Annotated in this window: 16 protein-coding genes; 15 read left to right on the top strand and 1 reads right to left on the bottom strand. The window is 43.4% G+C overall.

Annotation, left to right across the window (positions count from 1 at the left end; translation table 11 throughout):
* Positions 1-19 precede the first annotated feature (19 nt).
* Positions 20-1,387 carry an acetyl-CoA hydrolase/transferase family protein gene (locus tag ACZ42E_RS10370; RefSeq protein WP_464892243.1) on the bottom strand — a complete coding sequence of 456 codons (1,368 nt, stop codon included), beginning with the start codon at positions 1,385-1,387 and terminating at the stop codon, positions 20-22.
* 255 nt (positions 1,388-1,642) lie between these two features.
* Between ACZ42E_RS10370 and ACZ42E_RS10365 the strand changes: the two genes are divergently transcribed.
* The 15 genes from ACZ42E_RS10365 (at position 1,643) to ACZ42E_RS10295 (ending at position 16,097) form a co-directional block, all read left to right on the top strand.
* Positions 1,643-2,728, top strand: coding sequence for a lipid II:glycine glycyltransferase FemX (locus ACZ42E_RS10365; RefSeq protein WP_464892242.1), 1,086 nt, complete (start codon positions 1,643-1,645; stop codon positions 2,726-2,728).
* 4 nt (positions 2,729-2,732) lie between these two features.
* A complete protein-coding gene (alr, locus tag ACZ42E_RS10360; RefSeq protein ID WP_464892241.1) occupies positions 2,733-3,917 on the top strand; it encodes an alanine racemase in 1,185 nt (394 codons plus the stop codon).
* 3 nt (positions 3,918-3,920) lie between these two features.
* Entirely contained in the window at positions 3,921-4,817 is an 897-nt protein-coding gene (gene sppA / locus ACZ42E_RS10355; RefSeq protein ID WP_464892240.1) for a signal peptide peptidase SppA, read from the top strand.
* Between the two features lie 21 nt (positions 4,818-4,838).
* The gene (locus ACZ42E_RS10350) at positions 4,839-5,474 is read left to right on the top strand and encodes a Yip1 family protein (protein WP_464892239.1); all 636 of its coding nucleotides are present in this window, start codon (positions 4,839-4,841) and stop codon (positions 5,472-5,474) included.
* 68 nt (positions 5,475-5,542) lie between these two features.
* Positions 5,543-5,932 carry a response regulator gene (locus ACZ42E_RS10345; protein ID WP_464892238.1) on the top strand — a complete coding sequence of 130 codons (390 nt, stop codon included), beginning with the start codon at positions 5,543-5,545 and terminating at the stop codon, positions 5,930-5,932.
* A gap of 12 nt (positions 5,933-5,944) precedes the next feature.
* Positions 5,945-6,799 (top strand): class II fructose-1,6-bisphosphate aldolase, encoded by an 855-nt coding sequence (locus ACZ42E_RS10340; protein ID WP_464892237.1) that lies wholly within the window; start codon positions 5,945-5,947, stop codon positions 6,797-6,799.
* Positions 6,800-6,906: 107 nt separating this feature from the next.
* Positions 6,907-7,548 carry a fructose-6-phosphate aldolase gene (gene fsa, locus ACZ42E_RS10335; RefSeq protein ID WP_464892236.1) on the top strand — a complete coding sequence of 214 codons (642 nt, stop codon included), beginning with the start codon at positions 6,907-6,909 and terminating at the stop codon, positions 7,546-7,548.
* Between the two features lie 27 nt (positions 7,549-7,575).
* Positions 7,576-8,565, top strand: a complete 990-nt coding sequence (gene glpX, locus ACZ42E_RS10330; RefSeq protein ID WP_464892235.1) for a class II fructose-bisphosphatase — start codon at positions 7,576-7,578, stop codon at positions 8,563-8,565.
* Positions 8,566-8,625: 60 nt separating this feature from the next.
* Positions 8,626-9,900, top strand: a complete 1,275-nt coding sequence (gene rho / locus ACZ42E_RS10325; protein ID WP_464892234.1) for a transcription termination factor Rho — start codon at positions 8,626-8,628, stop codon at positions 9,898-9,900.
* Between the two features lie 87 nt (positions 9,901-9,987).
* Positions 9,988-10,851: a LysM peptidoglycan-binding domain-containing M23 family metallopeptidase gene (locus ACZ42E_RS10320; RefSeq protein WP_464892233.1), complete on the top strand. Its 864-nt coding sequence runs from the start codon at positions 9,988-9,990 to the stop codon at positions 10,849-10,851.
* A gap of 155 nt (positions 10,852-11,006) precedes the next feature.
* Entirely contained in the window at positions 11,007-11,939 is a 933-nt protein-coding gene (locus ACZ42E_RS10315) for an Rpn family recombination-promoting nuclease/putative transposase (RefSeq protein WP_464892232.1), read from the top strand.
* A gap of 390 nt (positions 11,940-12,329) precedes the next feature.
* A complete protein-coding gene (locus tag ACZ42E_RS10310) occupies positions 12,330-13,343 on the top strand; it encodes a copper amine oxidase N-terminal domain-containing protein (protein WP_464892231.1) in 1,014 nt (337 codons plus the stop codon).
* A gap of 44 nt (positions 13,344-13,387) precedes the next feature.
* Positions 13,388-13,663 (top strand): hypothetical protein, encoded by a 276-nt coding sequence (locus ACZ42E_RS10305; protein ID WP_464892230.1) that lies wholly within the window; start codon positions 13,388-13,390, stop codon positions 13,661-13,663.
* A 197-nt stretch (positions 13,664-13,860) separates the two neighbouring features.
* The gene (locus ACZ42E_RS10300; RefSeq protein ID WP_464892229.1) at positions 13,861-15,108 is read left to right on the top strand and encodes a radical SAM family protein; all 1,248 of its coding nucleotides are present in this window, start codon (positions 13,861-13,863) and stop codon (positions 15,106-15,108) included.
* A 23-nt stretch (positions 15,109-15,131) separates the two neighbouring features.
* On the top strand, positions 15,132-16,097 hold the full coding sequence (locus ACZ42E_RS10295; RefSeq protein ID WP_464892228.1) for a 3'-5' exoribonuclease YhaM family protein: 966 nt from the start codon (positions 15,132-15,134) through the stop codon (positions 16,095-16,097).
* Positions 16,098-16,169: the final 72 nt, after the last annotated feature.

The following is a 16,169-nucleotide window of genomic DNA, read 5'->3' as shown; positions in this document are numbered from 1 at the left end:
AGGCCTGCTTTTTGCAGCTTTAGAAAGGAATGCGGTTGGTGCGCGACCAGATTTTCATTTCCTTGGCTGCTTTTACCAGGTCATCCCGGAAATCCGGGTGGGCTATATTGATTAACGCCTCGGCACGGCCCCATATGGATAGCCCTTTTAGGTTAGCTTTACCATATTCAGTTACTACGTAATGCACAATAGTGCGAGGAACAGTCACTACCGCTCCTGGAGTAAGCATGGGCTTAATACGGGAATGCAAATTGCCTTCTTTGTCTTTATAGGTAGAGGTAAAGGCCAGGAAACTCTTGCCGTTTTTGGAGTGGAAAGCTCCGATTACGAAATCGAGCTGCCCGCCGGTGCCTGATATCTGGCGCAGGCCGAATGTTTCGGAGCATACCTGGGATAAAAGGTCGATTTCCAGTATGTTGTTTATAGAGATGAAATTGTCATGCATAGCTATCCGTTCCGGGGCATTGGTATAATAAACGGTGCAGGATGCGGTAAGCGGGTTGTCATCCAGAAAGTCATAGGTTTCCTGGGTACCCAGGCAGAACGAATAGGTGGATTTGTTTATGTCATATGCTTTTTTGGCGTTGGTTATTTTGCCTTTTTCGTACATTTTGACGAAAGCATCGCAGAACATCTCACTCTGGATGCCCAGGTCTTTTAAGTCAGATTCTGCAATCATGGTACCTATAAGGTTGGGCATGGCCCCTATTCCAAGCTGCAGGCAGGCCCCGTCAGGGATTTCTTCCACGATTAGTTCAGCAATGCGTCGCTCCGCCGGGCTGGGTTCCGGGGCAGGCGGTATGGTAAAGATGGGAGAATTGGAGCCTTCTATGATATAGTCAACTTCGCTTATATGGATATATTCGTCATTGCCTCCCAGGCACCGGGGCAGGTTTTCATTTACTTCCACAATGGCTATTTTAGCGTTTAGGGCTAAACCTCTGCTGTGAGAATTTGCAAGGCCGAAGTTAAAGCACCCGTGCTTATCCATAGGGGTAACCTGGGCCACCCATACATCAGGCCATAGATGAGAGAAATTGGGATCATAGGCTATCATAGTAGCTTCATGATAGTTGAATGGATTGTGGGTAACCAGGCCAAAATCGCCGGCTTTGCGATCCAGGGCTGTGAAGTACCAGCTGAAATACTGAAAGGTTTTCTGTTCCGGGTCGTTTTTGATAACCTCGGGCACAGGAAGCACGGTGCCGGTACCTCTTATAGCTACATTTTGCAGGTCAGTTCCTGCCCGTTTGGCCAGAGCTATGTCAAAGTCTATCGGTTTGGTAGCGAACATGCCGTAGTCGATGATGGAGTTTGATTTTACCAGCCGGGCAGCTTCTTCAGCGGTTATAAGCTTGCGCTTATATTCCTCTAAATAAGTTTTCAAGCGGATCCCCCCTAAAACATGGATTGTCAATACAGAGTGTAATAATAAATATTCACCAGAGAAGATTTTTTTGAAATATTGTGATAAATATTATAGATAGAAATATTCGCAAAAAAATTTTAATATCCTGCTTATCTGGTGGTACTTTAATAAAAGTATTTAAAAGGTTATATTGTGGTAAAATGATAGTGGTTTTAAATATAAATTTTTCTCCATGGTTTCCCATAAACTAAAAATAGTAAAAAGGAGCAGAACATGTATACAACAAGGGTAATTAACATAAGAGAAAAGGCAGATTTTAACAGATTTGTTGAAAATCATCCCAAGGGTCACTTTTTGCAGCTTTGGGAATGGGGACAGGTAAAGAAGGGTATGGGATGGGACATGCTTCCCCTGGTTCTGGAAGATGATGGAGAAATAAAGGCTTCCCTTTTGATACTGAAGAGAAAACTTCCTCTGCCGGGAATAAATAGATGTATTTTTTATGCCCCCCGCGGACCGGTTGTTGACATTCATGATGAGAGGCTAAATCGGCTTTTGTTTGAGGGGGCAAAGAGGCTGGCCAGGGAACATAAGGCAATTTTTTTGAAAATTGACCCGGATGTGCCTAAAGATGATGCTGTTTTTGCCGATATTTTGAAAAAGAATGGCTTCAGGAAAAATGAAACCGGTATGGATTTTGAAGGTGTACAGCCTAATTTTGTCATGCGCCTTGATATAACCCCGGATGAAGAGACTTTGCTGGCCAATATGCATTCCAAATGGAGATATAATATAAGGCTGGCTGAGCGCAAAGGGGTTAAAATAAAAATGGGGGAAAATAAGGAAGACTTAAAGGTGTTTTATGAAATCCTCAAGGAAACTGCCATAAGGGATAAATTTTTAATCCGGGGCTATGAGTATTTCGAATGGATCTGGGACTACATGGTGCAGGCTGGTTATGCCAGGCTTTTTATGGCAGAATATGAAAATGAGGTTATTGCTGCTGCTTTGGCTATGAAAGCAGGAAATAAGGTGTGGTATCTTTACGGGGCTTCCAGCAACAAGCACCGCAATGTAATGCCCAATTACCTTTTGCAGTGGAGCATGATAAAATGGGCCAGGGAGATAGGCTGTACTCTTTATGATTTTAGAGGAGTTTCAGGCGATCTGGATGAAAAAAATCCCTTATACGGGCTATATCGCTTTAAGAAAGGCTTTGGAGCCCAGCTTACGGAGTTTATAGGAGAATGGGACCAGGTCTATGATTCCTTTTTTTACTGGTTGTGGACGAAAGCTTTGCCTATCTATCTCAGCCTTGCACGCGATATGGTAAGAAAACTCAGGAATAAGGAGGCATAAGAAAGTGGCCTCTTATGACAAGTGGATTGAAATTGACCTGGATGCAGTAAAACATAACTTACAGGCGGTAAAGGAAAAGCTGGGTGAAGAGGTAAGGCTTATCGCGGTAGTAAAAGCGGACGCTTATGGGCATGGAGCGCCGGCGGTAGCCCAGTTTTTATACGGGAATGGAGTAGACTTTTTTGCGGTAAGCTATCTTAATGAAGCCTTGCGGCTTAGAAAAGCCGGGATAAGAGGAAGCATCCTGCTTTTTTGTCCGCTTATATGCCTGGAAGATATGATGGAAGCCCTGGAAAACAACCTGGTAGTAAGCATAACCTCTCCTTATGAAGCCTTACTTGTTAAAGAAGCAGCTAGCCGGCTTAACAGGATGGCGCGGGTACACCTGAAGATCGAGACAGGACTGGGAAGGTTTGGCCTTAATGAAGATGAGGCAGTGGAAGTTTGCCGTTCTTTGAGGGAAAATCCCGGCATATATATAGAAGGCGTATATACCCATATGGCTCATGCCCTCAATAAAAAATATACGGAAAAGCAGTTTAAACATTTTCAAAAAATAGTTTCCGGACTGGAAAAAGAAGGTTTTAATATACCTTTGAAACATTGTGCAAACAGTGCCGTGTTCCTGCTTTATCCTCATATGCATTTGAATGCGGTGCGCATAGGAACCCTCCTCTCCGGGCAATATCCCCTGGGGAACTTTAAGGCAGGCTTTTCTCTCAAAGACCCTTATAGATTTAAGGCGCGGGTTATATCAGTAAGAACCAGGGAAAAAGGGAGCTACCTGGGGTATTTTAGGACTTATCGACTAAAGAGGGAAAGCAAGATAGCAGTTATCCCGGTAGGATTTGTTGATGGGCTGGCTCTGGAAATAGCCAATCCGCCTTTAAACTGGCTTGATTTTTTAAAGATTCAGGTGAAGCGATTTTTAGCGTACCTTAATGTAAAAGGTTTTAATCTGCAGGTGAAAATAAAAGGCAGGCTGTATCCGGTGCGGGGCAAGGTTTTTATGCAGATGGCCCTGGTGGAGCTGCCGCCTGATGCTGACATTAAAGTGGGGGATGAAGTTGAGGTGCCGGTACGCAAAACCCTGGCTAGGCCTGATGTCCCGCGGCTTTATACAAGTGAGGGGGAAGCAGGAAAGCTGGATTTTGAAAATAAGATCACTTATCTGGTTGAGGAGGGTTAAATAGTGAAGAAGAAGCTGGTAGTAGCGTTTATGGTGGTTTTTATTCTGGCAGTAGGGGGGCTGGCCTTAAAAAACAGCAGCTCGGCGGAAAAAAGCTTTTCTTCCGGGGAAGTGATTGGGGTTATTAATATTGATGGGCCGATTACCGGGAGTTCTACTACTGGCATTATGGAAGCCAGCGGGGTAAGCGCCCTGGATATAATGGAAAAAATAAAGACTGCCCGGGAAAGGCCGGATGTCAAAGCGGTGGTTTTGCGGATCAACAGCCCCGGTGGAACTGCAGCTGCTTCCCAGGAAATCGCTGAAGAACTGGACAAGCTGAGGAAGGAAGGAAAACCGGTGGTTACTTCCATGGGTGATATGTGTGCATCCGGAGGATACTGGCTGGCCTGCAGCACGGATTATATCATGGCCAATGGAGGGACTTTAACGGGAAGCATAGGGGTTATAATGGAGATTGCCAATCTTAAGGAATTGTACGACAAGCTGGGTATAGAAATGGAAACCATAAAAAGCGGGGAACATAAAGATATAGGTTCCTCCTCCCGGCCGCTTACGGAAGAGGAAAGAAGACTCCTGCAAGCATTGATAGATGATTCTTATGAACAGTTTTTAGACCAGGTAAAGAAGGGAAGGAAAGGGAAAATTAGAGAAGAAGAACTTTTGAGGATTGCGGATGGACGTATATTTTCGGGAAGACAGGCGTTAAAATTAGGCCTGGTAGATGGTTTGGGCAATTATTATGATGCTATAAGGCAGGCAGAAAAAATGGCCGGCATCAAAGAGGGAACCGGCAAGGTGGAGGTTCTAAACCAGCCTGATTTCTGGAGCCGCCTGGGGTTAAGCAGGGTTAAGGCAGGGAATATACTTTTTAGAGATAAATGGATAGAAATGAGATAAATTAACAGGGGAGGAGAAATTTTGAGCCTTACGGAAGTTATATATGGGATTTTGTTTCAGCCGGTTAATACCTTTCGTTATTTAAAAGAAGCCAAACCTTTAGGCCTAAGCCTTGTTATATTTGCATTAGTCATGGTATTGGGGCTTATAATAGGGCAGGGGGAAGCTTCCCTCAATGCGGAAATGACTGATCTGGGGCTGCCTGCCAGCATAACCTGGATGATAAATATAATAGCTGCCGTGTTTGCTTTTGTTATGCTTTTTGTAATGGCTGGCTTTTACGGTCTTATAGCTGAAATCGTATATGATAAAAATAATGCCAAGGGGCTTTTAGTATGTATGGCTTTATCTTTTCTGCCTGCTCTATTGGGTTCTGCTTTCAGCTATGTTTTTGTCCTGGCCAGCATTAAGTGGCTGGGAACCCTTTTTAGTTTGGCTGCCGGGATATGGGTTATAGTACTGCAGGTTTTGGCTCTGCGCGAGGCTCTGGAATTGACTACTTCCGGGGCTATTATAGTATATCTTATTCCCCTTTTGCTCATGATCCTCCTTCTGGTTTTATTAGCTGGAATAATAGGTGCAGCTGGTTACAGCACTTTCACATCCTCCTGGCTTTTGTTGCCGTTTTTGTCGAGTTATCAGGTAATTTTGTCCTAAAAATGAGCAGGATAAATATTTTTTAAAGAGAAGTATTTGTCAGATATGGGGGCAGGAGGATAAAAAGAATGACGTGGCGTATTCTGGTAGCTGATGATCAAAAGGGGATAAGGAAGCTTTTGGGGGAACTTTTTAAACGAGATGGCTGGGAAGTTATACTGGCAGAGGATGGAGAAGAAGCAGTGGACAGGGCGAATGAGTTTAACCCTGATGTGGTGATAATGGATATGAAAATGCCCAATATGAACGGCCTGGAAGCTGCAGCCAGGATATTGACGAATTGTAAAGATATAAATATTATTATGATGACTGCCTATGGGGAAACCCGGGTGGCGGAAGAAGCCCTTAAAATCGGTATAAAGACATGTATAACCAAGCCTTTTGATATATTTGAGCTGTTGTCCCTGGTTAATAAAACAGCAGGGAAAAAGAGTAATTATGGACAAAAAATTGGTTAAGAGGTGATAGTAATGCCTTTGGTAGCGGTAAGTGAGCTTTTATGGAAAGCAGAAGAAGGAGGTTATGCAGTAGGGGCATTTAATGCCAATAACATGGAAATAGTGCAGGCCATTGTAAAGGCAGCTGAACTGGAGAATGCACCGGTAATCATGCAGGCCAGCCAGGGAGCCTTGAGCTATGCCGGCCTTCGCTATATTACAGAAATGGTAAAAATAGCTGCGGAATCTACTCATGTACCGGTAGCTCTTCATCTGGATCACGGCACCGATTTTGCCCAGGTGGTCAGGTGTATAAGAAGCGGTTTTACCTCTGTCATGTATGACGGTTCTAAACTTCCCCTGGAAGAAAATATTGCCATGACCAAAAAGGTTATAGAGATCGCAAAGCCTATAGGTGTATCAGTAGAGGCTGAACTGGGGAAAATAGGCGGTACCGAGGATCATATACATGTAAGCGAAAAGGAAGCTATGTATACGGATCCTGATGAGGCTAAATATTTCGTGGAACAGACCGGGGTGGAAAGCCTGGCTATAGCTATAGGGACAGCACACGGCCAGTATAAAGGGGAACCCAAGCTGGATTTTGAAAGATTAGCCAGGATAAAAGAACTTACCAAAATTCCTATCGTTTTACACGGTTCCTCCGGCGTTCCGGATGAACAGATAAGGAAGGCTATCGAACTGGGGGTACGCAAGGTTAATATTGATACCAATATAAGAGAAGCTTTTGTAGGGGCTATGCGCAGGGTAATAGCTGAAAAGCCTGATGAGATCGACCCGCGCAAGATACTGGGACCGGCCAGGGAGGCAACAGTAGAAATTATACGGGAAAAGATAAGGCTTTTCGGCAGTGCAGGAAAAGCTTAAGAAATAGCAGAGAGAGGAGTTGTTTTTATGGGGGGATCAAAAGGATCTCCCCATAAAAATAGGTGCCGTGAAAGCCTTTTTAATATGAAAGGAGGTTCTTTTAAGTTTTGCGCATTTTTATAGATTCTGCTAATATAGAAGAGATAAGGGAGATAAATGATCTGGGGTTTTTGGCCGGGGTTACCACCAATCCTACCCTTATTGCCCGGGAAAAAAAGGACTACCGCGAGGTTATAGGACAGATTTGCCAGATAGTATCAGGGCCGGTGAGTGCCGAAGTAATAAGCACCGACTTCACTTCTATGCTTAAAGAAGCCGAGGAGTTAGCCTCCATTCACCCTCATGTGGTCATAAAGATTCCCCTTAATGAGGTTGGGCTCAAGGTTATAAAGGTATTAAAAGAAAAAGGGATTAAAACTAATGCCACCCTGGTTTTTTCAGCCAACCAGGCTTTGCTGGCAGCCAGGGCGGGAGCCAGTTATGTAAGCCCTTTCATAGGGCGTATTGATGACATAAGCCATGATGGACTGATTCTTTTAAGGGATATAATGGATATCTTTGATAAATATATTTTAGAAACGGAAGTCATTGCAGCCAGCATAAGACATCCAATCCATGTGCTGGAAGCTGCCAGGATAGGGGTGCATATCGCTACCATTCCTTATAAGGTGATTAAACAGATGATAGCTCATCCGCTTACTGATGCGGGGATAGCCAAATTTCTTGCTGATTACAAGGCTGCTTTTTAGTCCAGATTAGAATTGGAGGGTTTGAATTTGGAACGTGAACTGGCACTTGAATTTGCGCGTGTTACCGAAGCGGCAGCTCTGGCGGCTGCCTGCTGGGTAGGAAAAGGTGATAAAGAGGCGGCTGATGATGCAGCAGTTACCGCTATGCGGGTTATGTTTGACACCGTTTCGGTAGACGGCATAGTAGTTATAGGGGAAGGCGAAATGGATGAGGCTCCTATGCTTTATATCGGTGAAAGGGTGGGGACAGGAGTTCCGCCCGAAGTAGATATAGCTGTTGATCCCCTGGAAGGAACTAATATAGTAGCCAAAGGGCTTAATGGCGCTATTTCAGTTCTGGCGGTTGCTCCCCGGGGAGCGCTTCTGCATGCTCCTGATATGTATATGGATAAAATTGCAGTAGGCCCTGAGTGCAAGGGCAGGGTGCATCTGGATGCCAGTGTAAAGGAAAATATAAAGGAAGTGGCTAAAGCGCAGGGGAAGCTGATAAGTGAGGTTACGGCAGTAATCCTGGATCGGCCCAGACATGCTCAAATTATAGAAGAGGTAAGGAGAGTGGGGGCCAGGATAAAACTTATAAGTGATGGCGATGTTTCTCCTGGTGTTGCTACTGCCTATCGTGATTCAGGGGTAGATATCCTGCTTGGAATAGGAGGGGCTCCGGAAGGAGTCATAACTGCAGCCGCTTTAAAATGTATGGGAGGAGATTTTCAGGCCCGCTTATGTCCGGAAGATGAAGAAGAGATTAAACGCTGCCATGAGATGGGGATAACTGATGTAAAAAAAATATTTACCCTTGATGAACTGGTAAAATCTGAGGATGTTATTTTTGCTGCTACCGGGATAACTGACTCTTTCCTGCTCAAAGGGGTAAGGTATTATAAAAGAAGGGCAGTTACCCAAACTATTGTTATGCGCAGCACCTCAGGAACCATAAGGATAATTGAGGCCGACCATTGTTTGGATAAAAAGCCGCTTTTCAAAGATAACCGGATTAAATTGATGATGGATTGGTAAATAATTTTTAAAAAGGGGAAACTTTAAATTTCCCCTTTTTACCAAGGAAGGAGGGCTAAATTGAATATAGCAGATCTGGAAAAAAAGACGGTGGCTGAGCTTTACCAGCTGGCTAAAGAACATAATATACCAGGTTATTATAAACTGCGCAAGAAAGAACTGGTAATGGAACTTACCAAGATACTCACCCAATCCGATGAGGTGCTGCAGGCTCAGGGGATACTGGAGATAATGCCGGATGGATACGGATTTTTAAGGCCTTTTCACTACCTCCCCAGCCAGGAAGATATATATGTATCCCCTTCGCAGATCCGCAAATTTGAACTTAAAACCGGGGATTTGGTGTTTGGGCATGTGCGTTCTCCCAAGGAAAACGAACGGTTTTTTGCCCTGCTCAAGGTAGAGGCTATAAATGGATTCCCGCCAGAAGAGGCAGTAAAAAGGATACATTTTGATGAGCTCACTCCTCTTTACCCTACGGAAAAGATTGTCCTGGAAACAGATTCCAATGAAGTTTCTACCCGGGTTATTGACCTTTTTGCCCCCATAGGCAAAGGACAGAGAGGGCTTATTGTGGCTCCTCCCAAGGCAGGCAAGACTATTCTTCTGCAAAAGATTGCCCAGGGGATAACCAAAAACCATCCCGAGATAAAGCTTATCATCCTGCTGGTAGATGAAAGGCCGGAAGAAGTTACAGATATGGAGAGGAATACCCAGGCGGAAGTAGTAGCTTCTACATTTGATGAGCCTCCGGAAAACCATGTAAAAGTTACGGATATGGTTCTGGAAAGGGCCAAAAGATTGGTTGAACACAAAAAAGATGTGGTAATACTTATGGATAGCCTTACGCGTTTGGCCAGGGCCTATAACCTGGTGGTACCTCCCAGCGGACGCACCCTTTCCGGTGGCATAGACCCTGCTTCCCTTGATAAACCTAAGAGATTTTTTGGAGCTGCCCGCAATATAGAAGAAGGGGGAAGCCTTACCATTATCGCGACTGCTTTGGTAGAAACCGGCTCCCGCATGGATGAGGTTATTTTTGAAGAATTTAAAGGCCGCGGTAATATGGAGCTGGTGCTGGACAGAAAACTTGCGGAAAGACGCATTTTTCCGGCCATTGACATCAAGAGATCCGGTACCCGTAAGGAAGAACTGCTTTTAACCCCTGAAGAGCTGGAGCTTACCTGGAATCTGCGCAATGCCTTCAATGAGCACACGCCGGCAGAGAGCATGCAGATAATAAGGGATACCATGCTGAAAACGGCTTCCAATGCGGACCTTTTACGAGCTGCACCTATAGTTTTTGGCAAACGCGACCTGTCTAAAAACTCCTGAAGATTTGATGCGAATAAAAACCTCATTTCCGGGCAAGAATAGATAAAAGAGGTTACTTATGCCTTTAAGGAAATGAGGAGGAATAAAGTGAAGTCAAAAACGATATCTTCACTGCTTTTGGGCGCTTTTTTATGTCTTTTAGCCCAGGTACCTGCTTTGGGGGCTATGTATGAAGACAGTTTTATACCGGCCTGTAAGGCAGGAAGTATTCTTACCGACCGGGGTATAAAATATTATAAAATAAAAGCAGGCGATACTTTATGGGATATAGCAGCGAGAAATGGCGTAGATGTAAAGATGCTCATGGCTATAAACAATTTGGATGATGACAGCATTCTGGCTGTGGGACAGGTAATTTCCATTCCGTATGCGAATGCCCGGGTGCATATTATAAAGCCGGGCGAGACTATGTGGGATATAGCCATGCGCTATGATATAAGTGTAGATGCCCTTATCAAGGCTAATCCGGATAAAAGGCCGCACCTGCTTAAGATAGGGGATGCCCTGAAGATACCTGATGACAGCCTGGGGGCAAGCAGGGTTTTAAAAGAACAGCCGTCGCGCTCATTGATTGCAAGCGGTTTATCTTATGCCTGGCCCCTTGTAGGTACCATAACTTCATCTTATGGATGGCGACAGAGCGGATTCCATCACGGTTTGGACATTGCAGGCGATAAAGGGGATCCTATTCGGGCTGCTTATCCTGGAGTCGTAGTTTTTAGTGGATATAAGCCTGTATATGGAAAAATGGTCATAATAAAACATGCTGATGGACGGGAAACGGTATATGCGCATGCTGATAGCCTGAGAGTCAGGGAAGGGCAGAAGGTTAAAAAAGGGCAGATTATAGCTACGGTAGGGACAACTGGAAGGACTACCGGACCTCATGTACATTTTGAGGTAAGGGAAGACGGAAAAACGCTTAATCCCTTAAAGTTTCTGCGCCATTAAGAAAAATCTTTACAAAGCCGCCTTTTTGACAGGGCGGTTTTTTGGTTTCTGGAGTTTTATAGGTAAATATATTGGTTTTTTTAGCGATATCATCTTGTCATATAAGGAATAATTCCATATAATGTAAGGCGAATCTGTAAAAGGAGAAAACCTTAATGAGCGACATAGCAAACCTCCACGACAGATACTTCAAAGAATACCTGGAAAACCCCGGGATAGCGGAAAAATTCCTTAATGAAATCCTTCCCGAGAGGATAAAAAACATAGCTGACCTGAAAACCCTTACCTTCCAGAAAGAAAGCTTCATAAGCCAGGAACTGAAAGAAGCCTATTCCGACCTCCTTTTCAAAGGCAGGTTAAAGAGCGGTAGGGATATATACATATACTTCCTGATAGAACACAAAAGCTACCTGTATGAACTGACCCCCTTTCAGCTCTTAAAATACATGGTAAACATCTGGGAGAGGGAGATAAACAAAGAGAAAAAGAAAAAACTGACCCCCATCATCCCGGTAGTCTTCTACCACGGGGAAGAGAAGTGGAGGTCCTCTTGCGAATTCACAGAGCTTATAGAAGGGGAAAGGGAAAAAGGGGAGCTAGAAGAATACCTTCCCCGCTTCAGGCATATATTATATGAGCTGGGGGAAAAAGAAGCAGTAGAAAAAGCGGGGGACGCTGTCATAAGGGTATTCTTGAGGAGCCTGTTTTTAAAAAAGGTAAAAGGGGAAGAAGAGGTAAAGATTTTGTTGAGGGAGACCTTAAAAGAGGTAAGGGAGATAGGAGGAGAGTACGGCTATTTATTAAAGAGCGTTATTTTGTATATAATAAAGACAGCAGAGAAGCTGGAAAAAGAAGTGCTGTTTGACTATGTGGAAGAGCTGATCCCGGAGAGGAGGGGTGAGATAATGACGATAGCTGAGCAGCTTATAAAGGAAGGCATGGAGAAGGGTATAGAAAAAGGTCGTGAAGAGACCTTAAAGAAGACAGCGATTACAGCTTTAAAAGAAGGTCTGGATATAAAGACCATAGCTAAAATAACCGGTTTGTCCCAGGAAAAGATAGAGAAACTAAAAAAAGAATTAACCTGATAAAATAGAACAAATTATTGCAGGGGGAATAACCTTCCTGCTTTTTTATTTTTTAAGGGAATTATCTAGTTTTTAGAGAAGATTTTTTATAAGGGCTGGTTTTTATATACTGAAATTAAAAACTTTAGTTTAGCGGGGAAAAATAGGATAAATAAAAATTATTGCTGCTAAAAGGGGAAAAAGATTTGTATGAATCGGGGAATTCACCAGTAAACGACAAGCTGTATCAAGGAAAATAAAATACGAGCTTAAATTAGTGTAAGATAAATCCTTCCGCTAACCGGCGAAACCGCAAGGACAAATAAAAATTGCGGATGACAGAGGAATTCTCTTATTTAAGCAGTAATTTTATAATTAAAGAAAAAATTAAAAAGATGGAGAGTGATAAAAATGCTGGCAGGAAAATTTAGAAAATTAGGCATATTTGGTTTGTTATCATTATTTTTATTAAATATTTTAGGTAGCACCCTATTTAAGACAGAAACAGCCTGCGCTGACGATGTAGTTGTGACTCCGTCCAAGATGATAGTTTTCAAATTAAAAGACTATGGATATTATGTGCAGGATTTAAATACCAATCAGGTGACGCGGGTAGTAATGGATGTACCTCCCATGATATATAACAATCGTACTTTTGTGCCGGTAAGGTTTTTAGCAAATGCATTAGGGGCAGCAGATGAGAATATAAAGTGGGATGAAAAGAACAGGATAGCAACTATACAGGGGAGGAACAGGATTGAATTAAAGATAGGGAGCAAAATAATGAAGAAGAATGGGTCGAATGTGCAGATGGATGTATCGCCGAGAATAGAGTCGGGAAGGACGATGCTTCCGGCGAGGTATGTGGCAGAGGGATTAGGATATAAGGTAGACTGGGATGGGGGGAAAGGATATGTAATAATTTATCCTGAAGGGATGAGCCGTCCCAGTTTAACTGAAATAAACAAGGCAGCAGACATACCGTTAATAGATTTGAGCAGTGGATTGACGGATGAAGCTATAAGGGCAATACAGATCCAGCTGGAGCGGCGGTTCGAGGGTTCTGAGTATCACAGAAAGTATTTTGTAAAGTGGGGGAGTTTTGAGGTAATAGATGAAAACGGGAATCCTAGAAATATGTTTATTCAGTGTTCCAAGCTTGTAAGGAAGGATTTTCCCAATGCCATGATTTCACCGATGCTGACCACACAATATGGGAGGCTTGAGGACGGCGGCATAAAAGAAACGGAATGGTTTTTTGTTGTGCCGACCTCTACGCCAGGAAAGTATAAGCTGGGTGAGGTAGCAAACTTTGGGTTGACCCCTGATATTAATTTGAAGAAGAATGTTTATTTTGTAGAGTATCAATTGGCGTACTATATAATCAATGGGAAAATTTACCATATAAATGAGGTTGAGAAATAGTGGTTTAGTATAGTATTAACCTGCAGTTTATAAGGAGGGGCAGCATGGGGAGAATAAGGGTTTTTGCCGCAGGGGCGGCAGTATTATGTATATTATTGGGTTTGTTTTTGTCTCTGGCAGGGGCTGCCGATGATTATTCCAACTGGACGCCGTTGAGTAAAGAATTAAAGGAAATATTACAGGGGAAAACTATAGAATTTAAAAATGTGCAATTAAAGCCTTCTAGTATCGTCCAGGGGGATGATTTAAAGGTTATGAAAGATGAAAAAGGAGAAGATCCTATTTATATAGTACCTTCGGAGGATAAGGTATATTTATAGTTATTGTATTGTATCCTTTATGATTTCGGTATTAACTTGGATTAGATGTGCCGCACATGCTCTTTTGTTTTTCAAAGCTGAAGGCGTTAAAAAACTTGCGCCGCCTTTTTGACAGGGCGGTTTTTTGGTTTCTGGACTTTGATTTTATATTGTTCTATTATTATAAAGAAAGTCATAAAGAATGAGGGTAGGAGTTTATGTATCTTACACTGTATGCCAACTGCAGGGGAGAAGTTTTGGAATATCCTGATATGATTATGCTGGGGCGCAGCGGAAATACCTGGCTGCTTCCTGAAGATACAGAGATGATACCGCTTCCTAAAGGAGCTTCCCTGGTAGCCCTCCCTTCCTGTCTGCCAGTGGGGTTAAATGATAGGGAAGAGGTTTTTGCCCGGGAGAAAGATGAGGAGGGAAGAGAAGTTACTGCCGTAGCGGCCCTCCTGCCGCAGGGCTTTACCCGTACTTTATTGCCGGCTTTTGTAAAAAAGGATAAAGGTGTAAATCTTCCTCTGCTGGGTTATGCAGCAGTAGGCTTAAAAGACGACAGGATATATGTGGCGGCTGTGAAAACAGATGAGTACAGGAAATGGCACCCAGCCTACTATAATACGGAAGGCCTGGGAGCCAGAATAAATAAAATGCTAAAAAAATATCCCGATAACCGCATATTAAGGCAGCTGGCCCGCTGTTCGCTGGAATACAGCTGTTTTACCGCTCAGAACATTTTTTATCAGCGCTGGGAAGGCGGAATTCCTACTATGCCAGCCTGCAACGCGGGGTGCCTTGGTTGTATTTCGGAAGCTCATGCCGGGGTTAAATCACCCCAGAACCGGATTATGTTTAGACCTTCTGCGGCAGAAATAAGCCAGATAGGGATAGAGCATCTTGCCAATGCCCGGGAGGGGATAATAAGCTTTGGACAGGGATGTGAGGGGGAACCTTCTCTGAATGCAAAAGTGCTGGCAGAGGCAGTACGGATTATCAGAGAGCATACGGACAGGGGAACGATAAATATTAATACCAATGCTGGATATACAGAGGGGATAAAGATGCTTGCTGATGCCGGGCTTGATGCTATGCGGGTTACCATATTTTCCTGTATAGCCGATAATTATAACCGCTATCACTGCCCCCGGGGCTACAGCCTGGAAGATGTAAAAAAATCGATAAGGTATGCAGTGGATAAAGGGGTAAAAGTGTCTTTAAACCTGCTGGCCTTTCCGGGGATAACGGATAGGGAAGAGGAGATGGAAGCGCTGCTGCATTTCATAGAAGAAAACGGCATTTATATGGTGCAAATGCGCAATTTGAATATTGACCCTGATTATATAATGGGTTATTTCCCGTCTAATGACCACGGTATAGGTATGGCAGGCTTTATAAGCACTATCAGGCAGGAACTTCCACATGTAAAAGTAGGTTCCTATACCCATCCTGTCAGATAGCCTTAAGGAGAGGAGAGGTTTTTTTGGATAAGAAGGGCCCTTATATGATTAAAGATATAAAGAAAATGGGACAGGGGGTTCAGGTCTGGGGGAAATTTTTGATTACCGAAAAAAACAGCCGTAAAACTAAAGATGGAAGGGAAGTTATAAATCTTAAAATAAGCGATGCTTCCGGGGAAATTGATGTTGTTGTATGGGACAACTGCCAGATAGGTGGCAGTATTGAAACGGGAAAGGTAGTAGGAATACTGGGAGATACCGGAAGCTATAACAATCGTATTCAGCTTACGGCAAAAAAATTAAAAGTGCTTAATGAGGATCCCGCTCCTTATCTTAGGACTCCGTCAGTAAGCATAGATAACCTGAAAGACAGGTTTGATAATATAGTCGGCATGGTGAAAGACATCTATTTGAAAGAACTGCTGGCGCTTATTTTTACTGAAGAGGTGCGGGAAAAATTTTTTAAGTCTCCCGCAGCCCGTAAAATACATCATAATTATGCGGGCGGGCTTTTGGAACATACCGTAAGGGTAGCGGAACTTTGCATAGAGGCTGGCCGTATTTATCCCCAGTTAAATCTGGATTTGCTTATAACCGGAGCCCTTCTGCATGATATAGGCAAAATGAAAGAATATGAGATAAAGATAGTACCTGAATATACGGTTAGCGGAAGGCTGATAGGCCACATAGTATTGGGCCATGAGATGGTAGAGGAAGCTTTAAAGGAACTTGCGGAGAGAAGGCCGGATATGCCGGAAGAATTGAAGGGTATGGTCAAGCACATGATCTTAAGCCACCATGGGAATTTGGAATATGGTTCCCCTGTCAAGCCGCTCTTCCCGGAAGCTATGCTTTTGCACATGATGGATAATCTGGATGCCAAGATGTATGTTTTTATAAACAAAATCGATGAAGAAGAAGAGGGGGAAGGGTTTTTCACCAGCTATGACCCGTTTTTTGAACAGTATTTTTTCAAATACCGGTATTAGGGTTTATATTTTTCAGGCATCTTGTTTTTTGTTTTTTTTCCTGCTATAATAGTCTTTGCAGTTTGCCCGGGA

This window comes from Thermosyntropha tengcongensis (genome assembly GCF_055381335.1).
The sequence above is the reverse complement of the archived record's forward strand: the minus strand, read 5'-3'. Positions and strand labels throughout refer to the sequence as shown.